21 protein-coding genes are annotated in these 25,879 nt (G+C 65.6%); 4 read left to right on the forward strand and 17 right to left on the reverse strand.

The window, feature by feature from the left end; translation table 11 throughout:
• Nucleotides 1–56: 56 nt before the first annotated feature.
• The 8 genes from beeR to AC6RV7_RS13540 all read right to left on the reverse strand — a co-directional run bounded on the left by beeR (nt 57) and on the right by AC6RV7_RS13540 (nt 5,876).
• Nucleotides 57–1,229, reverse strand: a complete 1,173-nt coding sequence (beeR, locus tag AC6RV7_RS13505) for a BeeR family actin-like protein (RefSeq protein ID WP_500094530.1) — start codon at nt 1,227–1,229, stop codon at nt 57–59.
• 64 nt (nt 1,230–1,293) lie between these two features.
• Entirely contained in the window at nt 1,294–1,764 is a 471-nt protein-coding gene (locus AC6RV7_RS13510; RefSeq protein ID WP_500094531.1) for a hypothetical protein, read from the reverse strand.
• Nucleotides 1,765–1,851: 87 nt separating this feature from the next.
• Nucleotides 1,852–2,160 carry a hypothetical protein gene (locus tag AC6RV7_RS13515; protein WP_500094532.1) on the reverse strand — a complete coding sequence of 103 codons (309 nt, stop codon included), beginning with the start codon at nt 2,158–2,160 and terminating at the stop codon, nt 1,852–1,854.
• A 95-nt stretch (nt 2,161–2,255) separates the two neighbouring features.
• Nucleotides 2,256–2,507 carry a 50S ribosomal protein L27 gene (gene rpmA, locus AC6RV7_RS13520; RefSeq protein WP_500094533.1) on the reverse strand — a complete coding sequence of 84 codons (252 nt, stop codon included), beginning with the start codon at nt 2,505–2,507 and terminating at the stop codon, nt 2,256–2,258.
• 15 nt (nt 2,508–2,522) lie between these two features.
• Nucleotides 2,523–2,837 (reverse strand): 50S ribosomal protein L21, encoded by a 315-nt coding sequence (rplU, locus tag AC6RV7_RS13525; protein ID WP_500094534.1) that lies wholly within the window; start codon nt 2,835–2,837, stop codon nt 2,523–2,525.
• A 106-nt stretch (nt 2,838–2,943) separates the two neighbouring features.
• On the reverse strand, nt 2,944–3,504 hold the full coding sequence (locus AC6RV7_RS13530; protein WP_500094535.1) for a hypothetical protein: 561 nt from the start codon (nt 3,502–3,504) through the stop codon (nt 2,944–2,946).
• 69 nt (nt 3,505–3,573) lie between these two features.
• Nucleotides 3,574–4,464: a PfkB family carbohydrate kinase gene (locus AC6RV7_RS13535; protein ID WP_500094536.1), complete on the reverse strand. Its 891-nt coding sequence runs from the start codon at nt 4,462–4,464 to the stop codon at nt 3,574–3,576.
• Nucleotides 4,461–5,876, reverse strand: coding sequence for an MFS transporter (locus AC6RV7_RS13540; RefSeq protein WP_500094537.1), 1,416 nt, complete (start codon nt 5,874–5,876; stop codon nt 4,461–4,463). Before AC6RV7_RS13540 ends, AC6RV7_RS13535 begins: the two co-directional genes overlap by 4 nt.
• Nucleotides 5,877–5,900: 24 nt before the next feature.
• Here AC6RV7_RS13540 and AC6RV7_RS13545 point away from each other — a divergent pair, with 24 nt between their 5' ends.
• Entirely contained in the window at nt 5,901–6,530 is a 630-nt protein-coding gene (locus AC6RV7_RS13545) for a DNA-3-methyladenine glycosylase (protein ID WP_500094538.1), read from the forward strand.
• Here AC6RV7_RS13545 and AC6RV7_RS13550 read toward each other — a convergent pair.
• From AC6RV7_RS13550 to AC6RV7_RS13575, 6 genes are all read right to left on the reverse strand, one after another.
• Nucleotides 6,448–7,245, reverse strand: a complete 798-nt coding sequence (locus AC6RV7_RS13550) for a DUF3108 domain-containing protein (RefSeq protein ID WP_500094539.1) — start codon at nt 7,243–7,245, stop codon at nt 6,448–6,450. The two genes, AC6RV7_RS13545 and AC6RV7_RS13550, sit on opposite strands and share 83 nt — an antisense overlap.
• The gene (locus AC6RV7_RS13555; protein WP_500094540.1) at nt 7,242–7,919 is read right to left on the reverse strand and encodes a metallophosphoesterase; all 678 of its coding nucleotides are present in this window, start codon (nt 7,917–7,919) and stop codon (nt 7,242–7,244) included. Before AC6RV7_RS13555 ends, AC6RV7_RS13550 begins: the two co-directional genes overlap by 4 nt.
• A gap of 124 nt (nt 7,920–8,043) precedes the next feature.
• Nucleotides 8,044–9,867: a translational GTPase TypA gene (typA, locus tag AC6RV7_RS13560; protein WP_500094541.1), complete on the reverse strand. Its 1,824-nt coding sequence runs from the start codon at nt 9,865–9,867 to the stop codon at nt 8,044–8,046.
• 1,118 nt (nt 9,868–10,985) lie between these two features.
• Nucleotides 10,986–12,362, reverse strand: a complete 1,377-nt coding sequence (locus tag AC6RV7_RS13565; RefSeq protein WP_500094542.1) for a TolC family protein — start codon at nt 12,360–12,362, stop codon at nt 10,986–10,988.
• Nucleotides 12,359–15,454, reverse strand: coding sequence for an efflux RND transporter permease subunit (locus tag AC6RV7_RS13570; protein WP_500094543.1), 3,096 nt, complete (start codon nt 15,452–15,454; stop codon nt 12,359–12,361). Before AC6RV7_RS13570 ends, AC6RV7_RS13565 begins: the two co-directional genes overlap by 4 nt.
• On the reverse strand, nt 15,451–16,500 hold the full coding sequence (locus AC6RV7_RS13575) for an efflux RND transporter periplasmic adaptor subunit (protein ID WP_500094544.1): 1,050 nt from the start codon (nt 16,498–16,500) through the stop codon (nt 15,451–15,453). Before AC6RV7_RS13575 ends, AC6RV7_RS13570 begins: the two co-directional genes overlap by 4 nt.
• 189 nt (nt 16,501–16,689) lie before the next feature.
• Here AC6RV7_RS13575 and hrpB point away from each other — a divergent pair, with 189 nt between their 5' ends.
• Nucleotides 16,690–19,275, forward strand: a complete 2,586-nt coding sequence (gene hrpB / locus AC6RV7_RS13580; RefSeq protein WP_500094545.1) for an ATP-dependent helicase HrpB — start codon at nt 16,690–16,692, stop codon at nt 19,273–19,275.
• A 158-nt stretch (nt 19,276–19,433) separates the two neighbouring features.
• On the opposite strand, the gene AC6RV7_RS13585 is transcribed toward hrpB, so the two are convergent.
• On the reverse strand, nt 19,434–21,266 hold the full coding sequence (locus AC6RV7_RS13585; RefSeq protein ID WP_500094546.1) for a glycoside hydrolase family 2 protein: 1,833 nt from the start codon (nt 21,264–21,266) through the stop codon (nt 19,434–19,436).
• 137 nt (nt 21,267–21,403) lie between these two features.
• On the opposite strand from AC6RV7_RS13585, the gene AC6RV7_RS13590 reads away from it, so the two are divergent.
• Both AC6RV7_RS13590 and AC6RV7_RS13595 read left to right on the forward strand, forming a co-directional pair.
• On the forward strand, nt 21,404–23,848 hold the full coding sequence (locus AC6RV7_RS13590) for an ABC transporter permease (protein WP_500094547.1): 2,445 nt from the start codon (nt 21,404–21,406) through the stop codon (nt 23,846–23,848).
• Nucleotides 23,849–24,017: 169 nt separating this feature from the next.
• Nucleotides 24,018–24,251, forward strand: a complete 234-nt coding sequence (locus tag AC6RV7_RS13595; protein WP_500094548.1) for a ferredoxin — start codon at nt 24,018–24,020, stop codon at nt 24,249–24,251.
• Nucleotides 24,252–24,257: 6 nt separating this feature from the next.
• On the opposite strand, the gene AC6RV7_RS13600 is transcribed toward AC6RV7_RS13595, so the two are convergent.
• The gene (locus AC6RV7_RS13600; protein ID WP_500094549.1) at nt 24,258–24,971 is read right to left on the reverse strand and encodes a tRNA-uridine aminocarboxypropyltransferase; all 714 of its coding nucleotides are present in this window, start codon (nt 24,969–24,971) and stop codon (nt 24,258–24,260) included.
• Nucleotides 24,972–24,975: 4 nt separating this feature from the next.
• Nucleotides 24,976–25,830, reverse strand: coding sequence for a cupin domain-containing protein (locus AC6RV7_RS13605; protein ID WP_500094550.1), 855 nt, complete (start codon nt 25,828–25,830; stop codon nt 24,976–24,978).
• Between the last annotated feature and the right edge of the window lie 49 nt (nt 25,831–25,879).

Raw genomic sequence — 25,879 nt, forward strand, 5'->3', positions numbered from 1 at the left:
TCCGGGTTGGGAAACCCTGAACTCAAAACCCAAAACTCAAAACCGGGTTTGCCCGTCTAGCCGAGCAGAACCTGCCACTGGTTGTCGCGCGCGGCGCGGGCGGCTTTCAGCGCGCCGATCGCGACGTAGCGCTTGTAATCCTGGCCGGCGATTTTGACCTTCGGCGACTCATAGCCGTCCTCGATGAGTTTCTTCTGCAGCAAGGTGTCGATGCCTTTGAGCTGCGAACCGCCGCCGGTGATGATGATGTTCTGGAGCAGCGTGACCACCGAGTCGGACGAGGCGCGCTGGATCAACGTCGTGAGGGCCGGATAAATCCGATCGATGAGCGCGTTGCACGCACGGGCGAGGGCGTTGCCGAGCTCGAGCGTATGGGCCTTTCCGCCGATCACGACCTTCACCTCGACGGGCGACCGGCTGGGGCCGACATAGCCGTGGGTCTCCTTGAGCTCGCGGACCTTGTGGCGGGAAAGACCGTTGTTCGGATAAATCCGATTCAGATCTTCCTGCAGCAGTTCATCGATCGCGTCGCCCGCGAACGGAAGGCTGATCTGATCGTCGGCGACGGGAAAATAGCCCTGCACCAAACAGAGATCGCTCGTGCCGCCGCCGATGTCGACGAACAGCGAGTTGACCACCGGATCGATGTAGTTCGCCTGTCCCAAGCGCGAATCCTCGCGGTAGCCGAGCGCGGCCAGAAATGGCTCGGGAATCAGCAGGATGCGATCGAAGATGCCAAACGCGGTGCGGCGGATGTCTTCGCGCACCTGCTCGGTCGCATTAGCGGGCACGCCGACCACCGCGCGAATCTCGGCCGTCCCCGTCGGATCGGCGAGCGAGCGGATGTGCTTCAGAAAATCGCGCGCCGCCTCCGGATGCGAGATGATGCCGTGCGTCATCGGCTGTTCGAGGCGCACGTGGAGCATGTTCTGCAGCGCATCGTCACCGAACAAGATGGAGCGATTCCCCGCGACGATGCCGTCGACGATGCCATCCTTCACGTAACCCACGACGGTCGGAATGACCTTGCTGACGGAGATGTCGTGGCCGGCGGGCGGACCGGCGAGCACGCAGGATTTGTTGGTGCCGAAATCGAAGCCCACGAGGACGGTCTTGGTTTTCGTCGGGGTGCTCGCGGGCGTGCTCGCAGGACGCGAAACGGTGACGTTGGGGGCGTTCGCCGGGACGGCGGCAGCGGGGAGAGGTTTGTCGACGGAAGTGGTAGACATGGAGGATTTCAATCAGGGTTGGGTTGTGTCGGGACCTTTCGTCGAAGCGGGAAAATGAAAAAATTCAGGGGCGGGGCTTGGTGCGGGCGGCGGCCGTCTCCTGCGACAGCATGCCGTCGAGCAGATCGGTGATCGTCGGGGACGTGGCCGGAACAGGGCGCGGATGCGCAGGTGGAAATTCGTTGGCGCGGGGCGTGGCGGCGGTCGCCGCGGGTCGAGGACTTTCGGCGCGAGGTTCGACTGCGGGCAGCCGCAGGCGTTCCGCCAGAAGCGACGCGAGGATTTCTGCGGTCACCGTGGCGTTGGCCAGGCGTTCCGCTTCCTCCGCGAAGACCGCGGCTTCCTCCTGATCCGGCGCGGAGGATTGAATGCGGGCGGCGGTGAGGGCGCGCGGCAGTTCGCCGTGTTCCAAGTCCGCGGCTTCTTCGTTTCGACCGGTCGCGCGCAACACACCGATGCGCCGATAAATCCGGCGCACCTCGTCCCAAGTTGGTTTTGTGAAACTCTCGCTGATCGGCAGCTCTGCGCTGTTCAAGATCACCGCTAGACCGGGCGAGCGCGGGATGGTTCAAAATTTCGCGCGCGACGCCGCCCGCCCAAATCTCGCCGAATCGCGGCGCCGTCAGAGGAGCGGACGGTCGCGATACCAAAGAAAATAGATCGCCACCAGCGCGAGCAGCCCGATCGCCGCGACCGTCATGGCGGCGAGGAAACACCCTCGCTTCGCGTCGGCGGCCGCGCTCAGCGGATCGGGAGAGGGTTCCACGTCGGTGACGTGCACGGCTTCGATCGGCGGCGGCGCGGTGGGCGGAAGGGGCGGATTGGGTGCGGGCCGACCGAGTGCCGCCGCAATTTCCTGGTCGAGCCACGCGAGATGCGCCCGGACGAGTTCGCGCTGACGCTGGAGCTCGGCGAGTCGATCGTGGGACACGCCGTGACGTTCGCGGGCGTGATCGTGGCTGGCAAAACGAAAAGCGCCGCCCGGCGGAAGCCGGGCGGCGCTGAAAAATGATCTGGCTGCGAGCGTTAGCTGGCGGCGGCGACGACTTCGACGCGGCGGTGGACCTTGTCGAACTTCACCACGCCGTCCTTCAACGCGAAGAGCGTCCAATCGCGGCCGGTGCCGACGTTCTTGCCGGCGTGCAAGCGCGTGCCGCGCTGGCGGATGATGATCGTGCCGGCGAGCACGGACTGGCCGCCGAAACGTTTCACGCCGAGACGCTTCGACTTGCTCTCGCGACCGTTGGACGATGATCCCTGACCTGTTTTATGCGCCATGACGGGTAGTCTCCTTTAAGCGGTGATGGATTCGATCTTGATGACGGAAAGCTCCTGGCGATGGCCGCGTTTGCGCTCCATGCCTTTGCGCTTCTTCTTCTTGAACACGATGACCTTTTCACCGCGTTTGTTTTCGAGGATCTTCGCCGACACGGAAGCACCGGGAAGGGTCGGCGTGCCGACCTTGAAATTTTCGCCCTCACCCGTGGCGAGCACTTCGTTAATTTGCACAACGGCGCCAGCTTCCGTATTCGGATAGCGGTTAACGATAAGAATATCGCCCTCGGAGACAGTGAACTGCTGTCCTTGGGTCTTGATGGTGGCTTTCATAAAAATAAACCGCGGATAAAGCGGTTTTGGATTTGTGAAAGCAAGGATATTTTGGGTGCCCGCGAAGGTTTGGGAGCCTCTGCGGTAGAACAAATCCCGTCGCCCGCTACGGGTCGGAATTCGCGGTGGGATCCGGCGTTCCCTCCAACCGTTTTCGCTCGAGTCGCGGCTCGGTCGCAAGCTCGGCGGAGAGCACCGCCTGCCGTGTCTCGACCGCGTGCTTTTCGGTTTCCAGCGCGCGGAGCTTTTCGAGCGCGTCGGCCTGCGCCCGCTCCAGTTCGGCGCGATTGTCGGGCCGCGTTTCCGACAGGCGTTTGACTTCCGCGATCATCGCATCGCTTTCGCGTCGAAGTTGCGCGAGTTGGGCGTCAAGGCGTTGCCTTTCGGCTTCGTTTTCTGCGTGGCGGCGTTCCGCTGCTTCACGGGCGGCCTGTTCTTCGGCGGCGGCCTGCGCGGCCAGGGCGGCGGTCTGTTCCGCCTGAAGCGTGGTCAGCCGGTGAGCCTCTTTTTCGGCGGCCTCGCGCCGCTGCCGCTCCGTTTCCTGGGTGGCGAGCTGCGCGCGGCGCGCGGCCAGTTCGTCGCGCGTGCGCTGCCGGTAAGCGTGGTAGGTCGAGGCAATTGCCGCTCCGGCCAGAAGAAGGACGATGAGGAGAACGGCGGTTTTCATCCGGCTTTCGGAAGACACCGGGGCGGCGGCGGGGTTCGGCTCGCTCCGGAGAAACCGCGGCGCGGTCGCTCAGGGAAATTCCGCGATGCCGGGATGCGCGGCATTGGCCGCGGCGGCGGGCAGCGCCGCGAGCAGGGATGCGCGAAGGCTGGCCTGGAGAACGAAACGCTGGTGCAGCACGCACGCAAAGAGCACGTCGCCGGAGCCGGTCGCGGAGACTTCGCGGATGCGCGGCGGTTCGAGTTTGGCTGGCGTGTGGTCGGTATCCGCAAACCAGATTGGCCCCGGGCCGTCGGTCACGATCCAGGCGCGCACCGGCAGCGTGCGTCGAGCGGCTTCGAGCGCGGCGGGAAACGCGTCGCCGTCGATGCCCAAGGTGCGAAATTCCGTCGCGTTGATTTTCACCAGCGCGAGCGGGCGCGCGGCGAGCCATTGCAGCGGTCGACCGTAGGTATCCGCCACGAGGTGACCGCGCCGCAGCCAGCGCTCGAGCGCCGCGCGCAACGGATCGAACGCCGCATCGTCCCAGCCCGGGATGCTGCCGCAGATCGCGAGCAGCTGACCGTCGGGTTGCGCATCGAGAAATTGCGCGCAGCGCGCGACCGCCTCGCGCGAAGGCGCGACATCGGGCCCGAGAAAGGTCGTCTCGGGCTGCCCGGCAGCGCGGACAACGACGCCCGCGCGCGTCGGGCGGTCCGAGGCGAAAGCATGGAAGAAGAAGCCGCGCGCCCTCAGCCAGGTCTCGCATTCGGCGCCGGCGGCGCCACCGGTGAAGCAGAGCGCTGTATTCGCGACGCGGAGACGGTTGAGCATCTTCGACACGTTGATGCCCTTGCCGCCGACCTGAAACGACTCGGCCACGGCGCGCTGGGTTTTGCCTGCGCTCCAGGTGGCGAACTCGAGCGTCCGTTCCGCGAGCAGGTTGCCGGTGAACGTGAAGAGGTGGGGTGCGGCACTCATCGCTTCGGCGGCCGGTAAAACACGTAGTTAACGAGGAAGTCGAGGCCGAGCACGCCGGAGAGCGTGCGGATGTTGCGCATCGCACCGAACACCATCGTCAGCGGGCTCGCCTGCGGTTCGTGCACCCGCAGCAGCAGCGTGCAGCCGGCAACGGCGAGCAACGGCTGCAGCAGGAAGCAGACGTGGTAGACGTCGATCGGATCGCTCCAACGCTGCAGGCCCCAGCGCAGCGCGTAGCCGCCGACGATCGGCGCGATGGCGGCGGCGAGCGAGGTGACGGCGAGATTCAAACCGATCGCGAGACTCTTGGCTTCGAGCGGAATCAGCCGCAGCAGGATCGTGAACTGGCCGAGCACGAAACCGGAGCTCGCGATCGCGCCCATGCTCGTCATGCCGCCGAGCGCCCAAATGAGATAGATGATCGGATGATTGTGCGGCGTGAGCAGGCACCAGAGTAAATTGGACACCTGCCACGCGAGCAACGAGCACACCATCACAGGGCGGTTGCCGAAACGGTCCAGCAGGCGACCCCAGCCGGGCAGGGCGAGCGCCCCGCCGAGCGCGGACACCGTTGACAGGATGCCGACGTCCCACGCCGAGAACTGCATCTGCTCGAACAAGAACACGTGGTAAAACGGTCCGAAGCAGTTTGCCGCGAAGGACCACACCGCGCCAAACGCGATGAACCACAGCAGCGACGTCGAGCGTCGCAGCACGCCGATTTGCTCGGTCAGCGAGAGCCGTGACGGCACGACCGGCCGGTGCGGACGGGTGGGACTGATCCATTGCCAGTAAATGGAAAACGCGCGCAGCAGCGCCGCGCCGAGGATCACCGCCTGGCAGGCGCGCACCGCGTAATCCCAGCGGGCGAGCACCCAGCCGGTGCCGAGCAGAAACGCGAGCAGCGAGATTTGGAGGATGCGGTTGCGCCGGCCGAAATATTTTCCGCGGAGCCGGGCGGGCACCCATTCCTGGATCCAGGCGTTCCACGTGACGCCGGCGAGCGCGCCGAAGATGCTCGAGACGAAAAACCAGCCGATGAACCAGCGCGCCGCGAGGTGCGGATCGTCGCGCGGGATGAACTCCAGCAGCACGGCGAGCACCAGCCAGCAGAGCAGGTTCAGCGACGCGTTGATCACCGTCAGGACTTTGGGCGGCTGCCAGCGCGAGAGTGCCGGGACGAGAAACACCTGAAAAAAGTTGGCGAGAAACGGCATCGCCGTGAGCAGCCCGATGCTCGGTTTGGGCAACACCCACGTTTTCGTCACGAGTGCGGTGATGAACACGTTTACCGGCAGCGACATCGTGACGATCGGCATCGCGGCGAAACCGTCGGCAATGCAGAGATTCAGGCTGCGGCGCAGGTCGGCCCGGTGCGACCGGAGGGAGAGGGCGGTTGCGTTCGAGGACATTTTGCCTGCACTCACGGGACCGCTATGGCCCGGCTCATCGTTGCAGACGAATTGCGCACGCGCGACACGGTCGCGCTGGCGCGGGAGTTAATTGGAAAAGTGCTCATGCGGCGGATGCCTGACGGGCGGGAACTCGCAAGAATGATCACCGAAGTCGAGGCCTACGATGGCGAACATGACCTGGCCTGCCACGCGCGGGCGGGCCGCACGCGCCGGACTGAGGTGCTCTACCGCGCGGGCGGTGTTTGGTATGTTTATCTTTGTTACGGCATTCACGAGATGCTGAACCTGGTGGTCGGTCCCGAGGACGCACCGGCGGCGATTCTGATTCGCGGCGTGGAAGGCATCGTCGGGCCCGGCCGCGTCACCAAACAGCTCGCGATCGATCGCTCGTTGAACGGCGCCTCCGCCGCACCGGCCAGCGGATTGTGGCTGGAGGATCGCGGACTCGCGGTGCCGCCGATGCAGGTGATCGCGACGCCGCGCATCGGGGTCGATTTCGCCGGCGAAGTCTGGGCGAAAAAGCCGTGGCGGTTTGTCGTGACGCCGCCCGGGGTTCAACGGCCGAACGTCACTCCGCTTGCGCCAGCGCGGCCGCGTCCGCCGCGGGCGGATCGTAGTCGATCAACGTCGCCACGCCCGCGCCGAACTTGAACTCGACCTCGAACTTCACCGGCAGGCGCCGCGGATCGTCCTGCGCGATCCAGACGTGCACGCGCGAGCCGCGCTTGAACATGCCTTTGGGCGGAGTCTTTTCCATGCGCGGTTCGAGCATGAGGGTCTTGAAACGACCGAGGCGCGTTTCGACCATTTCGTAGCCGAGCGCGTGCACGGTGAGCTGGTAAATTTCCTTTTCGAAGACGACGTTGATGTCGCGGGCATCGCCGGGCTTGAGCTCCCACGTGCGCGTTTGCACCAGACTCATGATCAGGTCCATCGGATCGCCGCCGGGCGGAAGGTCGATCGAGCGATCGCGCGACGAGTTGAGGAAATCGCTGAACTGCGCGACGGACTTCTGATAGTCGAATTCCATCGCGGTGTTGGTGCGTTTCTTCCCGCTTTCACTCGCTTCGGTGAGGAGCATCAGGCGGCCGGTGTTCTGATTGAAAATGGACTGGCCGCGGGCTTCGAAGGGAAACAGCCGCGACAGGACACCGCGCGTCATGGTCGTGGTCGTGACGGCCAGATGCGGCACGCCGTCGTCGATCTCGGCGGCGGCGTTGATGTTGATTTCGCCGGCGTGGCCGAAGATGCCCCAGGCGACGCGATACTTCAGTTGCTCGCCGTCGCGCAGCGGCAGGCTGGAGTCGGCGGCGGCGGCGAGCGCGACGCAGGCATGAGCCAGGCAGAGCAGACGGAACAGCTTCATTCGGTGGGAGAGCCTTTCTGAGGAACGGCGGGCGGCGCTGTAAAGATTCGTTTCGCGCCGATCGCGTAAACCTTTTCGTCGCCGGCAGGCAGCCACGGCGTGCCCGCCGCCCAAGGCGAGAACGCCGGCAGCACGAGGCGTCGCGACGAAACGACCAGCGCGGGCAGCTTCAGGCGCGCGCCGGCCCCATCGCTCCAGACGAACGCGGGATGATGATGACCAACGACCTCGACTACATCCGGCGGGCACGCCGGGGCGCGATCGCCGTGGTGAAAAAGAAACCCGTCGCGCGCGAGAAAGGGACGATCCGCGGCGAGTGGCCACTTCCCGTCATGGTTGCCGGAGACGATCGCGACCGTGGTGGCCGCGCGGCGCAGATAATTTTCGGCGGCGGTGCGTCCGGCGAGCGTGTGAAGCGAATCGCCGAGCCAGAGCAGTTCACGCGGCCGGTAATCGGCGACGAGCGCATCCAGCGTGCGCGCAATTTCGGCATCGCCCCAGGCCGGCAAAAGATTGCCGTGGACGCGGTGACTTTCCGCGTAGCCCCAATGCAGGTCCGCCACGGCGAGCACGCCGGTGGCGGAAAAATAAAGCGCGCGGCGTCCATCGAGCCACACGCCGGGGCGGATCTCGAGGCGAGGAACCGCAGTGGTGAAAAGACTCGGCGTGACCATTGAAGCGAGGAAGCGTCGGCGCGACCGTCCCTTGAGACAAGCGGCGGAGGCGAAACGTGCCGCAAAAAGCAACAAGGCCGTCGCATGCGACGGCCTTGCGCGGTGAGAGCGTGGCGGGCGTCGCTCAGTCCTTGCTGGCGCGTTCGGCCTTGCGGCGTTCGGTCTGGCTGAGGATGCGCTTGCGCAGACGGAGGTTCTTCGGCGTGACCTCCACGAACTCGTCGGCCGCGATGTATTCGATCGAGCGTTCGAGCGAGAGCTTCGTGGCGGGCGTGAGACCGGCGGCGACGCCTTCGCCTTGCGAGCGGAAGTTGGTGAGCTTCTTTTCGCGGACGGCGTTGACGACGATGTCCTCGTTGCGCGGATTTTCGCCGACGATCATGCCTTCATAAACCTGCTCGCCCGGACCGACGAAAAGCTTGCCGCGTTCCTGCACGAGGAGGAGCGCGTAGGTGGTCGTCTCGCCGGCCTCGGTCGAAATCAGCGTGCCGGTGGTGCGCGTCAGCACCTCGCCCGCGTGCGGGCCGTACTCCTTGAACAGATGGCTCATCACGCCGCGACCGCTGGTGGCGTTGACGACGTCGATCTCGAGACCGATCAGGCCGCGGGTGGTGATCGCGGCTTCCATCATGGTCGAGTGCGGCAGCTTCTCCATGTTGGTGAGCTGGCCCTTGCGGTTGGCGAGGTTCTGCATGATGGCGCCGACGCACTCGTCGGGCACCTCGATCCAGACGGTCTCGTAAGGCTCCAGGCGCTGCCCGTCGACGATCTTCTCGATCACGGTCGGGCGCGACACGAGGAGTTCGTAACCCTCGCGGCGCATCGTTTCGACGAGGACGGCGATCTGCATCGCGCCGCGTGCTTTGATATTGAATACACCGGCCTTGTCGGTGTCGTCGACGCTGATCGAGACGTTGGTCTTCAGCTCGCGGAACAGGCGTTCGCGAATCTGGCGCGAGGTGACGAGCTTGCCCTCCTGGCCGACGAGCGGGCCGTCGTTGACGCAGATCTGCATCTCGAGGGTCGGCGGATCGATTTGCGTGAAGGGCAGGGCGTGGCCGTTTTCGTCGGCGGTGAGCGTGTCGCCGATGTCGATGTCCTCGAAGCCGGAGAGGCCCACGATGTTGCCGGCGACGGCGGCGGTGTTGGACTCGTTGGTGTTGAGGCCGGAGTATTCGAAGACCTTCGACACCTTGGCGCGGACCTTCTTGCCGCCGTCGGCGTGGCGGATGATGAAGACGGGATCGCCGACCTTGATCGTGCCGCCGAGGATCTTGCCGATGGCGATACGGCCGACGTAGTCGCTCCAGTCGATGTTGGAGACGAGCATGTGAAACGGCTCGTCGGGTTTGGCGAACGGCGGCGGAATGTGGTCGAGGATGGTCTCGAAGAGCGGCGTCATGTCCTTCCGCTCGTCGCCGAGGTGGCGCATCATGTAGCCATCGCGGCCCGAACCGTAGACGACGGGAGCGTCGAACTGCTCCTCGGTCGCGTTGAGCTCCATCAGGAGCTCGAGGACCTTGTCATACATCTTGGCCGGCTCGGCGTTGTCGCGGTCGATCTTGTTAATGACGATCACGACCTTGAGGCCGTGCGCGAGCGCTTTGCGCAGCACGAAACGTGTTTGGGCCTGCGGGCCGTCGTAGGCATCCACGACCAGCAGCACGCCGTCCACCATGCGGAGCGCGCGTTCGACCTCGCCGCCGAAGTCGGCGTGACCCGGCGTGTCGACGATGTTGATGATCTTGTCGTGCCAGTGAACGGAGGTGTTCTTGGCCTTGATCGTGATGCCCTTTTCGCGTTCGAGGTCCATGGAGTCCATGGCGCGCTCCTCGACCTGCTGGTTGGCGCGGAATACGCCTCCTTCCTTCAGGAGCTTGTCGACCAAGGTGGTTTTGCCGTGGTCGACGTGGGCGATGATGGCGATATTGCGGATGTTCTGGTTCATTGGCGGGGGCCCTTCTGGCTTTGAAAAAGGGGAAGAACGTGCGGGACCCCCAAAATGAACGCAAGAAGGAAGCCAAAGCGGTGCAAAGGCGGAGCAAACTTTGTCAACACCCCCGACGGGCCGCGAAAGCCCGTGCTTGGCGACGGGTTCCGGAAAGCAATAAGGCCCGGGAACCTTCCGGTTCCCGGGCCTTATGTGGGGGTGGGCGTTCGCCACGCGCTCTTTCCCGGCGGCACACTGTTGGGCGCGCTCGCTTTCGCGGGCCGTGTGCTCCCCGACGCCACTGTCCGCGGCATGCGGATGTATCGGTCTCATGGCGGGACCGTTCCGATCGTTTCCGTTCGGAATTTATCGAGTGAGGTCTTTTCGCCCGGTTCGGTCGCTTCCTGCCGGAAGTTACGCGCCGGACGTGGTGCAGACACGCCTGCAATCGGATCTCGCGTCGGCACCGTGGCCGCGGGGACGGCTCCGGCTTGTGGCCGGACGTTGGCCCCGCGTTACGGGTCTGACCTCTTACCTCTCAGGTTGCGTTGGGGTTTGCAGTGGGGTGATCCCGCTTTACGGGACCGCCTCGTGGAGGAGGTTGGCGGGCTTTGCCAGGCTCGCTCGCTCCCCGCAATCGCGTCTTCCTTGCGCGCCCGGCCTGTGCGAGCAGGCGGGGCCTTCTGGCGGGGTCGTCCCGCCGAAAAACGCGACTGCGTTCTGGTCTGCGCAGTAGCAACCGGAACCCTCTGGGTAACTGCGTCGGCGCACGGGTCGAAACGTCCCATGGGCCTGACTCGGCTCGGACGCGGTTTCTGATCGCGCCTGGCCGCACAGCTCCTGATTCGTGTAACTGACCGGACACGACTCCGGATCAGAGGAGCTGGTGATATATGCCTGCCGATCGCCGCATGCGCGGTTTCGGAGGGGAGGGCGGCACCAGCTGCCGCTCGCCTTTCCCCGGTCGCCCGGGATTATCCCAGTCGTGCCTTCGGCGGGTTTTTCAGGCCGCCGCGCTGCGACTGTTCTATCAAGGAACGAGGTCGAGACTGCGGGCCGTCGCGAGAAACAGAAGCCTTTGTTCTTCACAAACGATGCACCGCCGAAACCGGTGAATAACTTGGGAGCAAACTCACTCACCGGTTGTTCACCGGCCCGCTCGCGAGCTCGCCGGTGAGAAAATGCAGACGCAACCCCGCGACGTGCCGCTGCAACCGCGCTCCGGTCAGATCGGCTTCGGCTTCGCGCCAATTCATCTCGGCCTCCAAGGCCACGGCGGGAAGCGCCAGCCCGGCTTTCACTGACTGCTGCGCCAGCTCCAGCGCGCGCCGCCGATAAGCGCGCGCCTGCTCGGCGAGCGCCACGAGTTCTCCGGCGTGCGTGAAATCCTGAAACGTCACGCGAATCAACCGGACGGCTTCCTCCTCCCGGCGCTCGCGATCAAGTTCGGCCGAGCGCTGACGGTTCAAGCCGCGCGCGATCTCCGAGTCGCGTCTCCCAAAATCGAATACATCCCAGGTCAGAGCGACGCCGACCGTGCCGCCGGTGCTTGGCGCCAGCGGCAGGCCGCCTTGCACGAAGCCGGTGGCGAAGGCGGACACCTCCGGGATCCGCGCCTGCCGCGCCGCGCTCACGCCGGCCCGGGCGCGCTCGACGACCGCGGCGGCGATCCGGGCATCGGGATTCTGCACCGCTTTCGCCAGCCAGTAATCGAGCGCCTGCGCCGGGCGTTCGGGCAACACAGGGTCGAGTATAAGGTCGATCGTGTCCGGACGGCCGATCAGTTCGGCGAGTTGCAACCCCAGGCGTTCGCGCTGCTGACGGCTGCGCAGCAACTCGGCCTCGGCCTGCACGCGCCGCGCCTGGCTGCCGAGCACGGCGTCGTCGAGCGCCTCGCCGGTCGCGCGAGCGTTTTCCGCGTCGCGCAAGCGCCGTTCTTCGAAGGCGAGCCGCGCCGCGTATTGAGCCTGACGTTGGTCCTCCAGCAAGATGCCCGCGAAAAGCTCTTCGACGGAGACTTGGATCTCGGCGAGCGTGCGCGCGGTTTCACGATCGGCCGCGAGACGCGCGGAATCGGCGGCGCGCACGCCGCTCGCGATCCGCCATTGTTGGGTCAGCGGCTGGAGAATCGTGAGGCCCCCGAAGCGCAGGAAATGTTCGCCACGCAGCAGCGTGAGGTCGCGCGCGGGAAACGGTCCGACCGTCGGCGAGAGCGGCCCGAGCCCGAGATCGACGCCGAGCGCGTCGAGCGTCGGTGTGAGCGAGCCTTCGCGCAGCGTGAGATCGACCGGCCGAAACGCGTAGGCGCCGAGGCCGAAGGCGGTGAGGCGCGGATAACGCTGCTGACGCGCCGCGTCGGCCTCGAGGCGAGCGGCGTCCGCTTTCAGCCGCGTGAGCTGCGCGCCCTTGCTGTGGCGCCACGCGAGCCGCGTCGCTTCGTCCACCGTGAGCGGCGCCGCCGCGGTCAACGCGAGCGGAATCACCATGATCAGCAGAAGCGCGCGGGTGTTCATGCGGCACCTCCGGGCGGGACAAGTTTGGCGTTCGGCGGCGGTTGCTTCATCGTCAGTCCATAGGCGGCGGGCACGACCAGCAGGGCCATCGCCATCGACCACAGAATGCCGATGGAGAACACGCTCGCGAGCGGAGCCCAGAGTGGCGAGCGCGAGAGGATCATGGGCAGCACGCCAGCCGCGGCCGCCATCGAGGTGAGAAAGATCGGCCGCATCCGACGTTCGCCGGCGCGGATCGCGGCGGTCGGGGCGTCGATCGGTTCTGCGCGACGCAGTTCGTCGGCGTGATCGACGAGGATGATCGCGTTGCGAATCACGATCCCGACGAGGCTGATCAAGCCGACCGCGGCGGTGAATCCGAGCGGATTGCGCGTGATGACCAGGCCGGCCATCGCCCCGAAAACCGTGAGCGGGATCGCGAGCATCACGAGTAGGGTTTCGCGGCTGCTTCTGAATTGGAACAGGAGAACAAGATAGATGAACACGACGCTCGCCAGGAGCGCGCCCGCCATTTTCCCGAAGGTTTCCTGCTGGCCCTCGTGCTCGCCGCCAATTTCGACGCGGTAGCCGGGCGGCAGCTCGAGCTGCGGTAACTCGCGTCGGATCGCGCCGAGCACCTGCGAGGGCAGGACGTTCGTCGCCGTTTGGGCGCGCACGGTCAGCGTGCGCACGCCGCTGCGGTGAGCGATCTGCGCCGGGCTCCAGACCGGCTCGACGGCAGCGACCTGTTGCAACGGCACGCTTCCCTGCGTGAGCGGCGCGCGCAGCATGAAACGATCGAGATCGTCGAACGCGCTGCGATGCGCTTCGCTCAGCCGCAACACGATCGGCACCGGCGCATCGTGTTCCCACAGCTCCGTCGCGGCATAACCTTCGAATCCGGTCATCACCTGGCTCGCGATCACGCTCGTCGTGAGCCCGAGGCGGTTGGCGACCTCGCTGTTGACGCGCAGGTCGAGCGAAAAGCCTTCGAGGAAATCGTCGCGCACCTGGGTCGCTCCCGGCGCGCGACGGAAGATCGCTCGCACCTGGTCACCGAGCGTGCGCAGCACGGCGAGATCCGGCCCGACAATTCGCACCTCGACCGGCGCTTCCACGGGAATGCCTTGTTGAAAATTCGCCACATTGATGCGGGCGCCGGGCGCGAGGTCGCGCAGCTTCGCCGCGTAATCGCGCACCGCGGCGTCGGCTTCCGCGACACTGTGCGTGCTGACGAGCAACATGCCGTAACTCGGACGGGGAAATTCGGGCGCGAACGAGTAATAGACACGCGGTGCCGCCGTGCCGACGAACCCCGCATAAGTCGCAATCCGAGGGTCACCGCGGAGCGTTTCCTCGATGCGGCGCACGACGCGATCCGTGGCTTCGAGCCGCGTGCCGAGCGGCAGATCGACTTCGATCACGAACTGCGCGCGCTCCGCGGCGGGAAAGAATTTTTGTTGGATCAGCGGCAGGAGGAGCAGCGCGGCTGGCAGCGAAAGCACACCCGCGATCAGCGTCAGGATCGGATGGCGCACCAACGGATGCAGGAGGCGCGTGTAGCGCGATTGCACGGCGGCGAGCACGCGCGCGCTGAGGTTGCGCGGTTGTTCCTTCAGCCCTTGCCGGATGAACGTGTAACACAGGACCGGCGTGAGAAACATCGCGACGAGAAACGAAACCGTCAGCGCAATCGCCACGGTGATCGGCAGCGCGACGATGAATTCCCCGACCGATCCGGTCAGAAAGAAGCCGAGCGGGGCGAAGGCGAGGACGATGGCGAGCGTCGCGGTGAACACCGGCACCGCGAGGTCGCTCGCCGCGCGCCAGGCCGCGTCCCACTGCGGCAGGCCGTGGTCGAGTTTCTCGACATAGTTGTCGGCAATCACGATCGCGTCGTCGACCACGATGCCGAGCACCACGATGAGCGAGGCGAGTGAGACCTCGTGCAACTCGATGTGCAGCCAGGCGAGAACCTGAAACGTGATCGCGATCGTCACAGGAATCGCCATCGCGGCGATCGACGCGACGCGGAACGGCAGGAGCAGCATCGTCACCAGCACCACCGCGCCGACCGCGATGAAAAATTCGCGGATGAAATGCGTGACCGATTCGGCGACGACTGCGGGCTGGTCGTTGATCACCGTCAGCGCGATCTCGCCGGGCAGCAGCGCGCGGGTGCGATCGAGCATGGCCCGCAACGCGCGTCCGAACGCGACGATGTTGTGCCCCGGCTGCATCTCGACCGACAGAAGCAGGACCGGATCCTCGCGGCCATCGATGCGGAGGAACGAGTCGGCGTCCGCGAGCCGTCGCTCGACGTGTGCGACGTCTCCGATGCGGGCAATGCTTCCGGTCACCGGATCGGTGAACACCACCTGCTCGCGCACCTCTTCGACGGAGGTGAAGCGACCGCGCGTGTGCAGCGGCACGTGCACGTCGTCGACTTTGATCGAGCCGGTGTAGGGCGTCGCGTTTTGCAGTTTCAACGCGGTGACGACGGGGGCGAGGCCGAGCCCGTAGCGGGAAAGCCGCTGTGAATCGGCTTCGACGTAAATCGTCTCGTGGCGTTCGCCGAAGCGCTTGATGCGGCCGGCACCGGGCACGGTGCGGATCGCGTCCTCGATCTGCTCGAGGAAGCGGCGGAGTTCCGCATAACTGTGCCGCGGCGACGAGACGCCGATCAGCAGCGCGACCGACTGGCCGAAATCGGAGTTCACGAGCGGCCCGAGGGTTCCGGCCGGCAGTTCGCGCTGTTTCAACTCCGCGAGTCCGAGCCGCAGGCGGGACCAGAACGCGTCCTTGTCCTTGACCCATTCGTGAAGCTCGACCGTGACGACGACCTGGCCGTCGCGCGTGACGGACGAGGTTTTCACCGCGTTGATTTCGGTGAACGTGAACAGATATGACTCGATCGGCCGCGTGATCTGCTGCTCGACCTGCGCCGCGGTGGCGCCGGGCGAGAGCGCGATGACGAGCGACTTGTTGATGGCGATGGTCGGCGTGTCCTGCCGCGGCATCGTGAGGAGCGCGTGCAGGCCCAGGCCGAGCACGATGACGCTCAACACAAACACCACCTCGCGATGGCGGAGCGGCCAGACGAGCAGCTTCATGGCTGTCCCGTCGCGATCGCCATGCCGTCGAAAAGCGGTGAGGCGGACGCGGTGACGACCTGCTCGCCGGGCTGCAGGCCGGAGACGATTTCCACTTCGACGCCGCGCGGGCGGCCAACGCTCACGATGCGGCGCGTGACCGTGTGACGTTGCGGATCCACGATCCACACGTAGAGCGCGCCGTCCGGAAAACGCTGCACGGCGGCGGGCGGCAGCGTGATCACGGATTGCTGCGAGCCGACCGCGATGGACGCGACGACGACGTTGCCGGGCCGAAACGCATGGTCGGGGTTGGCGAGCCGGATTTTTACGGGAAACGTGCGCGTGATCGCGTCGGCCTGCGGCAGGATGGTTTCGATGGGCGCGGTGGCTGCCACGCTTTCGTTCGCCGCGAGCCGCACGCGCGCGCTTTGTCCGGGTTTCAGCCGCACGGCGGTCGCTTCAGGCACGCTCAACGTCGCCCAGACCGGCGCGGTCGCCAGCACCCGGCAAACTGGAACACCGGGCGCGACGACGGTGCCGACCGCAACGGCGTGGCGGGTCACGCGTCCGGCGAACGGCGCGCGCAGTTCGGTGTAGGCGAGTCGCTGGCGGGCAAGGGTCGCGGCGGACTCGGCCTCGGCGAGGCCGGCGTTGATCTTGTCGAAATCGGTCGCGGTGAGGCTGCCCAGTTCGTGCATCTGCCGCAGCCGGGCGGCACGGGCGCTCGTCTCCGCCAGCCGCGCCTCCGCGATCGCGACTTCCTGGCGGTAATCGGTGTCGTCGAGTCGCGCGAGAAGTTGTCCGGCGGATACGGACGCGCCGTCCTCGACTTCGAAACTGCGGACGCGGCCGGCGACCATGAAACCGAGTTGCGCCTGGTCGACGGCTTCGATCGTGCCGGACGCGGACAACTCGTCGGCGACCTCGCGCGGGCTCACCGTGACGACTGCGACGGTCGGCGCGGCCGAGGTCGCGGGCGGCGGTTTGCCGCAGGCGCCGAGCAGGAACAAGAGACTCGCGAGACAGGCTCCGAGGGCGATCGCGGCGAGAAAGGAGCGGCTCATGGCGGCGATTTTCCACTCGAACGACCGGGTGGAGAAAACGATCTACCATGGCGCGCGGGGCGAGCGGGGTCAACGGGCGCCGGCGAAACACGTGCGGGAATCAGCGGAACTGAAGCGGCGTAGTGCGCGCGGCGATGCTTGCGGATCGGCCCGTTTCCAATTTGAGGTTTCTTCTTTGCACCGTTTCTCATGCCTGCTCCGCGCGATCTGCCCATCTACGAACTTGAGTCCGCCGTCGTGGCGTCGCTGCGCGCACAAGGCCGTCTGATCGTCCAGGCGCCGACGGGTTCGGGCAAATCGACGCAAATCCCCCAGATGCTCCTGCAGCACGGGCTGGCGGGCGAAAAGGGCGAAGTCGTCGTCTTGCAACCGCGCCGCATTGCCGCGCGCATGCTGGCGAAGCGCGTCGCGGAAGAAGTCGGTTCCAACCTCGGCGATGTCGTGGGATATCAAATACGCCTCGAGTCGCGGGTGAGCGCGCGCACGCGGATCCGATTCGTGACGGAGGGAATTCTGCTGCGGCAGATGTCGTTCGACGCGGCGCTGTCCGGCGTGAGCGCAGTCGTGTTCGACGAGTTTCACGAACGGCATCTTTACGGCGACATCTCGCTGGCGCGGGCGTTGCAGATTCAGCGCACGACGCGGCCGGATCTGAAGATCGTGGTGATGTCCGCGACGCTCGATGCGGCGGTGCTGAAGGATTATCTCGCGCCGTGTGACGTGCTGGCGTCGCAGGGCCGCAGCTTTCCGGTGCGGATCGAGTATCTGCCGAAAACGGTCAACTTCGAACAGGATCCGGTGTGGGAGGTGGCGGCGCGGGAGTGCGAACGGATCGCGCGCGACACGACCGGCGACATGCTGGTGTTCATGCCCGGTGCGTATGAAATCGGCCGCACGGTCCAGGCGGTGCAGGGCGCGCGCGGACTGAGGGATTTCGTCTGTTTTCCGCTGCACGGCGAGCTGCCGCCGGAGCAGCAGGATCGCGCCGTCGCGCGCTACGACGCGCGCAAGATCATCGTTTCGACGAACGTCGCGGAGACGTCGCTCACGATTGAAGGCGTGACGGCGGTGATCGACAGCGGCCTCGCGCGGATCGCGCGGTTCGATCCGCACCGCGGAATCAACACGTTGCTGATCGAAAAGATTTCGGCGGCGAGCGCAGATCAGCGCGCGGGTCGTGCGGGCCGAACGGCGCCCGGCGTGTGCGTGCGACTGTGGACGGAGCGCGAACACGGCCAGCGGGCGCCGCAGGAATTGCCGGAGATCCGCCGGCTCGATCTCGCGGAAGTCGTATTGACGTTGAAGGCGAGCGGCGTCGACGACGTGGCCAATTTCGGCTGGCTTGAGAAACCCGATCCGCGGGCGCTCGAACGCGCGGAGACCTTGCTCGCGGACTTGGGGGCGATTGGGAGTGGCTCAGATTCGTCCTCGGAGCAGGCGGGTCAAAGACCCGCCCTTCGTATCACGGAGATCGGGCGGAAGATGCTGCGGTTTCCCGTTCACCCGCGTTATGCGCGGATGTTGCTGGCGGCGCAGGAACGCGGTTGCGTGCGACCGGTGGCGATGATGGCGGCGTTGACGCAGGGGCGGAATTTCCTGCTGCGCGGCGTCTCACGCGACATCGAGCAGGCGCGCGAGGATGTGCTCGGCGAGGAACACGAAAGCGATTTCTTCCTGCTGATGCGCGCGTGGCGTTTTGCGCAGCAGGCGAACTTTGCGGTGGACGCGTGCCGGCGATTGGGGATTCACGCGCAGGGCGCGCGCCAGGTGGGACCGCTGTTCGAGCAGTTTCTCGATATCGCGGAAAAGGAAGGACTCGACGTTTCCGAACGCCGCGTGGAGGGCGCGGACGTGAGGAAATGCGTGCTTGCCGGTTTTTCCGATCAACTCGCGAAGCGTCTCGATGCGGGCACGCTGCGGTGCGAACTGGTGCATCAGCGGCGCGGATTGCTGGCGCGCGAGAGCGTGATTCAGAAAGCGCCGCTGCTGGTCGCGGCGGAGATCAGCGAGATCGAAGGTCGCGGCGGCGAGGTGAACGTGCTGCTTACGCTGGCGACGGCGATCGAGGAGGCATGGTTGAAGGAGATTTTCCCGGACGACTATCGCGAAACGAAAGGCGTGGTTTACGACGAGCAGGCGAAGCGGGTGGTGTCGCGTCGCGAGCGACGTTTCCGCGATCTTGTGCTGGAAGCGAAAGCGAGCAGCGAGGAAGCGCCGCTGAACGAAGCGGCGGCGTTGCTGACGCGCGAAGTGCTCGCGGGACGCATCAAGCTCGAGGCGTGGGACGACTCGGTGGAGCAGTGGATCGTGCGCGTGAACCGGCTCGCGGAGTGGTTTCCGGAGTTGGAGGTGAGTCCGTTGACGGACGCCGATCGCGCGACGCTCATCGAGCAAGTCTGCTACGGCGAACTGGGCGCGCGCGCGGTGAAGGACAAACCGGTGATGCCCGTGCTGCGCGACTGGCTCACGGCGGAACAGCTCGCGGTGCTGGACGATTATTTGCCGGAGCGGCTGACAATGGGAAATGGCCGGCGCTCGAAGCTGCGCTACGAAAAGGAAGGGCCGCCGGTTCTTTCGGCGCGCATCCAGGAGCTCTACGGCATCGACGGTCGGTTCACAATCGGGCACGGACGCGTGCCGGTGAAGTTCGAAATCCTCGCGCCGAACCAGCGGCCGATCCAGGTCACGGATGATCTGACGAACTTCTGGCGCGAGCAGTATCCAAAAATCAAAGCCGAACTCTCGCGGCGCTACCCGCGTCACGAATGGCGGTGAGGGCGGCGAACCACGAAATACACGAAAAGAAGGCCCACGGAATACACAGACGACACGGAATGATGATGGGTCAGCTCACGTGGCGGCGGCGCGCGGAATGGCTTCTTTCTGAGTGTTCCGTGTTTTCCGTGGGCCGGATCGGCTTTGTGGTGGGGCGATCAGCGGGCGGTAGCTTTTTCGTCGTAGAAGGCTTTCAGGACGTGGAACGCCTGCTTCTTGATGCCGTTTTGACCAATGAGGCCTTTGCGATTCCAGCCATCCTGGATGTGCGGGAGCGGGCGGCGCGGAGAGCGGAAGTCGCACAGGATCCACGGCGTGGCGCCGCGCCATTGCGGGATCTTCTTCAACATCGCGATCGTCTGCGCAAACAGCTTGGCCTGATATTCCTCGCTGAAACGCGTGGCGTTGTCGGCGTGATAACCCTGCAGCGCATCCGCGCCAAATTCGCTGATCATCACCGGCTTTTCGTAGCCGAAACTCCAGCGTAGGCGGCCGAGCTTCTCGATCGAGCCGTCATACCAGCCGACATATTGATTGAAGCTGAGCAGATCGGTTTTCGCGCCGAAAGGATCGTCGACGATCTTGTGCATCGGATCGGCGGGATCGGTGTGCACTTCCATCGCGGCGGAGACGAGTCGCGCCGGATCGAGCGCGCGCGCGGTGTCGACCAGCGTCGACAGGAAACGCGTCCGGGCGTCGCTGACGGGCGTTTCGTTGGCGACGGACCAGACGATGACGCTGGCGCGGTTGCGATCGCGCACGATGAGGTCAGTGAGTTGTGCCTGAGCGTTGGCGAGCGTGGCGGCATTTTCCCACTGAATCGTCCAATAAACGGGAATCTCCTCCCACAGCATCAGGCCGAGTTCGTCGGCGACGCGCGCCATCCATTCGTTGTGCGGGTAATGCGCGAGGCGGACGAAATTGCAGCCGAGTTCTTTCGCCCAGCCGAGCAGCATGCGGGCTTCGCCTTCGGTCGTGGCGCGGCCGCCCCGCAACGGGTTTTCCTCATGCAGGCAGATGCCGCGCAGAAACACGGATTCGCCGTTCAACAGGATGTCGACGCCGCGCGTGGCGATCGTGCGAAAGCCGATGCGCTCCGCGAGGCGATCGGCGCCGGCGCGGATTTCGACCGCGTAAAGTTTCGGGTTCTCGGGCGACCAGAGCGAAAGCTGCGGAGCCGTCAGCGACGCGCGCGCGAGTCCGTCGGAGCCGACGCGGGCGGTCGCGGTGAGTTGAAGTTCGGGAATCGCGATTTCGACCGCGGTGGGTGCCGGGCCCGTCGCGGCGGCGTCGAGGCGCACGACAGCTTCGATGCGATCGCGCGAATCCTTCGCGAGCTGAATGTGATAATCGCGGATGAAGGTTGAGGGTGTTTCGACGAGCCGGACGTCGCGCGTGAGTCCGCCGTAGTTCCACCAATCGGTGTTCACCGTCGGGACGGCGTCGAGATGACGGGTGTTATCGACGCGGACGACGAGGGAGTTGTCGGTCGGTTTGACCTGGCCGGTGACCTCGTAAGCGAACGGCGTGAACCCGCCGAGGTGCGTGCCGAGTTTTCGGCCGTTGAGATAAACATCCGCGCGATAATTCGCGGCGCCGAAATACAGGAAGAGACGCCCGTCGGCCGCTGAGGACGTGTAGTCGAACTTTCGCCGATACCAGACCGAGCCCTCGTAATAAAGCAGCTGGTCATCCTGCGAATTCCAGTCGCCCGGGACGGTGAGCGTCGGGCTCGTGTCGAAGTCGTATTCCACGAGGTCGGCTTTGTCGCGCGGCTTGCGATCGAGGAAGTAGCCGCCGGTGGGGTTTTCGCGCGCGTCGTAGGGCTGGTGACGGTAATCGTAGTAACCGTTTTCGTAGGGATCGACGATGACGTGCCACGTGCCATTGAGATCGAGGCCCGCGCGGGCGTGGGGTTGAAGCGGTGCGGTGTCGGCGCGCGCCGCGAGAGCAATGAGACCGAGAACGAAAATCAGCAGGGGTGGTCGCATAAGAAACGGGGTGAGCGGGGGTATCGATGCGGCGAGATGACGGCCCGCATCGGCCCGCTGCAATCAAGTCGAGTCGGGAAAATGAGCGCGAACGGAAAATCGGTGAAACTTTCGCGACCGAGCGGAGTTCTACCCGCATGCTTCTCGATACCCTGGGGCGTGATATTCGTTTGTCGCTGCGCAGTCTGGCTCGCGAAAGAAAGTTCAGTGCGACGGTGTTGTTGATCATCGCCCTGTGTCTCGGGGCCAACATCGCGATCTTCGCGGTGGTTTACGGCGTGCTGTTGAAGCCGCTGCCGTTTCGCGATCCGGAGCAACTCGTCCTGGTGGCGAACGCCTACCCGAAGGCGGGCGTCGAACGCGCGGGGACGTCGGTGCCGCATTATATAGAGCGAAAAGAGGGCGTCGGTGCGTTGGCGGAATCCGGCGCGTATCGCGGGTCAGGCGTGACGATTGGCGAAGCGGGTTCGCCGGAGCGCGTCGATTCGATCTCGGCGACGCCGTCGTTCTTCCGCGTGCTGGGAGTGAACGCCGCGCTCGGCCGCACGTTTACTGACGAGGAAGGATTTTACGGCAAACACCAGGTGGCGCTCATCAGCGACGGACTCTGGCGACAGCGCTTCAACGCCGATCCCGAGGTGATCGGCCGCAAGATGCGCGTGAATTCCGAGGACTTCACGATCGTCGGGGTGATGGCGCCGGGGTTTCGTTTTCTGTCGGAGAAAGCGGCCGTGTGGACGCCGCTGTGTTTCAGCGACGATGACCGCAAACCGGAGCGCCGCCATGCGAACAACATGAGCATGATCGCGCGGCTGTGGCCGGGCGAAACGGTGGCGAGTGCGCAGGCCCAGGTGGACGCGTTGAACGCGCGCGCGATGGAATCCGATCCGTTCGGAAAACTCGTGAAAGACGCGGGTTTTCACGCGCAGGTGTTCAGCCTAGCGCAGGATCACGTCCGGGAGTTGCGGCCGGTCCTGCTGCTGCTGCAGGCGGGCGTGCTTTTCCTGATGCTGATCGGATTGGTGAATCTGACGAATCTGATGCTGGTGCGCGCGACGGGACGCGCGAAGGAATACTGCGTGCGCCAGGCGCTCGGCGCCGGCCGTGGGCAGCTCGCGCGCTCCTTGATCACGGAAACGGTGTTGCTGGCGCTGGCCGGCGGCGCGCTCGGGCTCGCGCTCGGCGCGGCGGGCCTGCGCGGAATCGAGCTGATGGTCTCGGATCTGTCGCTGCCGATCGAGGGCGGGATTGGTTTTGCGGTGATCGTGGCGGCGCTCGCGGGCTCCCTGATCCTCGGACTCGCGCTGGCGATTCCCGTCGTGTGGCACACGCTGCACGGAAATTTGACGGACGCCCTGTCGGTGGAATCGCGCGGCGGCACGACCACGCGCGCGGTGCACCGGTTGCGGCACGGTTTGATCGTGGCGCAGATCGCGCTCGCGTTCGTGCTGCTCGCCGGCACGGGCCTGCTTGGCCTGAGTTTCAGCCGTGTGCTCGCGGTGAATCCGGGATTTCGTCCCGATCACGTGCTGACCGGCCGGCTGGCGTTGCCGTGGCTGACTTACAAGGAGGAGAAGCAGCGGTTGGCCCTCGTCGAAAAACTCACGCTGGAGTTGCAGGCGGTGCCGGGCGTGACGGCCGTCGGTTTCGATTCGTCGGCGCCGTTCAGCGGTTCCAACGACAACAACGCGATCTGGGTGGAAGGCTACGCGCCGGCACCGGGCGAGGCGATCCAGGCGCACTACACGCGGGGAGTGGCGGGCGACTATTTCACGTCCATCGGCGTCCCGCTGCGCGAAGGCCGCTTCATCACGACGGCGGATTCGCACGCCGAGTCGCCGGTGTGCGTGGTGGACGAGGATGTGGCGCGGCGTTACTGGCCGAAGGAGAGCGCGCTCGGACACCGGCTCGCCAACGGGCCGCCGGGCGACGACCAGACGCTTTTCACGATCGTCGGCGTGGTCGGAGCGGTGAAACAAAACGACCTCGCCGACCGCAAGGCGAACGGCGCGATTTATTTTCCGTATCGGCATTATGCGGCGCTGCACTTCACGGTGGCGGTGCGCACGCAGCAGGCACCGGAGTTGGCCGGGCCGGCGTTGCGCGCGGCGGTGTTGCGGACGGATCCCGAGCTGCCGCTGCACGATTTGAAAACGATGGAAGCGCGGATCGAGGACAGCGTGGCGAATCGCCGCGTGCCGCTGCTGCTGGCGGGGATCTTCGCGGGCGTGGCGCTCGTGCTCGCCGCGGTCGGGATCTATGGCGTGCTCGCGTATGCGGTCGCGCAGCGTCAGCGGGAGATCGGCGTGCGCATGGCACTCGGGGCGCAGGCCGAGCAGATCCTGCTGCAGTTTCTCGGCCTCGGCGCGCGACTGCTGTTGGTCGGTCTGCCGATCGGCATTCTCGGTGCGTGGTTCGCGGGACGGGCGATGGAAGGGCTGCTGTTCGGCGTGCAGCCGGCGAACCTGTTCGTCCTCGGCGGAACGGTCGCGGTTCTGAGCGTTGTTGCCTTGCTCGCCTGCTTGTTGCCATCGCGTCGTGCCGCGCAGGTGGCGCCGATCGAGGCCTTGCGCGGAAACTGAGTTCGGGCCTGGCGTCAGGAAGGGCTTGCGCCAGTCGTTGGCGACAGCGCCGACCGAACGGGCAAAAAGTGCGGAGGCTTTCGGGCAAAATTTGCGCAGGGCTCGTCAATCGACGCAGCGACGGTGTGGGGCCGCGGGCGTAGAGTGCGCGCGAACCCAATACTCCGTCATGGCTTCTCTGAGCGATCGACTTCCCACCAATGCCGCCGGCCCGTTTTACGTGGACGGCTCCTGCATCGATTGCGACCAGTGTCGCGTCGTTGCGCCGGATTTCTTCGGCCGCGATGACGACAGCGGCATGTCGTTTTTGCGCAAACAACCCGCGACCGCAGAAGAGATCGAACTGGTCGAAAAGGCGATGTCCGAATGCGCCACCAGTTCGATCGGCAACGACGGCGCCTGAGGCCGCTCAGCCTTCGACCGGCGCGCGCAGAAAGCGGCTGCGGCGGGCGTTGCGCGCCGGCTCCCGTTCGGCCGGCGCCTTGTAGGGCCGGCGTCGATACCCGGCGCGGTTGGGATCGCGGGCGCACTGCAGTTGATACTCCTGCATGCGCTGGAAAAGTCCGAGCAACTGCTCGGGCTGCGCGTAGTGGTCAAGTTGCGAGCGCGCGAGCGCGAGCAGCGTCTCATGCACCGCTTCGAGCGTGGAAAGACAGCCGTCCTGCGGTTGCTGCTTGATCAAGTACCGGCTCGGCGCCGAGGGCGTGAACATGATCCGCGGCAGCGTCTGCAGACGCGGACTCAACCGGAGCATTTTGCGCGCGCAGCTCCACGTCGCATCCAGCAGGAAAATCACGAGTTGGCGGTCGCCCAATTCCGCGGGCGCGAGTTCACCTCGGGAAAGGTTGCGCGCGGTTTCGCCCGGATAAAGCAGGACGGGGAAGTTCGCCGGATCGTCGATCAGCGTGGCGACGCGTTCGCGGTCGTCGAAGCCGACGCCCATCAGGATCTCGCTGTTGGGCAGACACAGGTGCGTGAGCCGTCCGGTCGCGGCTTTCTCCTGCTTGAACTCCTTCGGATGCATGAGAAACACGAAACGCGTGCGCGTCTCCATCGGCACGATGGAGCCACACCAGCAGAGCGGCTTCGGCCAGAAGCAGCGGTAGCAGGTTTCGCGCGCCATGCGGTCAGTTCGCCGCGACTTTCGGCGTCGCCTCGGTGGAAAAACGAAGCACGTAATAGGTCGCGCGCCCGTCGCCGACGTTGCGCAGGCCGTGTTCGTCGTTGGAGCCGAGAAACACGAGCGAGCCCGCACCGATCCGCTGCGACGCGCCGTTGATCGTGACCTCGACCGTGCCTTCCTTCACCAGGATCATTTCCTCGTCGGGATGCCGGTGCGGCGCGTGCGGCGCCTCGCCGGGATTGATCGTGGTGATGTGACATTCGAACTGCGTGCACGTGAGCGTGCGGGAATCGAATACGTCGCGCCGCTCGCCAACCTTCGTCGGTTTGACGGCGAGGTCCGCCCAGTCGAACGCGTGCGACGCGAGGAGATCGGGGCCGGCATAGTCGATCGCCGGGCGAGCGTCGACGCGCGCGGTCGCGGCGGTGACGAAGTTGAAAACATAATACGTCGCCGGCGTGTCGCCGGCATTGCGGACGCCATGCAGGTCGTTGGAGGCAGCGAACACCAGTGAACCCGGACCCACGCGGGTGTCGCGACCGTTCAGGTGCACGTCGACCGAACCTTCGAGCACGATGAACAGTTCCTCGCGCGCGTGCCGATGTGGTGCGTGGGTGTTGGCGCCCGGCCGGACGGTGCTGATATGCGCCTCGAAACGCTCGAGCGTGGTGGTGCGCGCATCGACCACGTCGCGGCGGCTGCCGCTGGCGGTGGGTTTCACCGCGAGCGACGCAAAATCGAACACCGCGGAACCGATGCGTTCGGGCGCGGCGGAGGCGGCAGGGGAGTTCATGGGGAGGAGCGGGAGCGTGCCGAGGGCGAGCAGCGAGAAAGCGGCGGAGCAGGGGAAACGTTTCATGGTCACGGGCGGCGGCGACACAGGTTTGCCGAGCCGGACGGCGCTTCAA

The organism is Opitutus sp. sgz309028 (genome assembly GCF_059821195.1).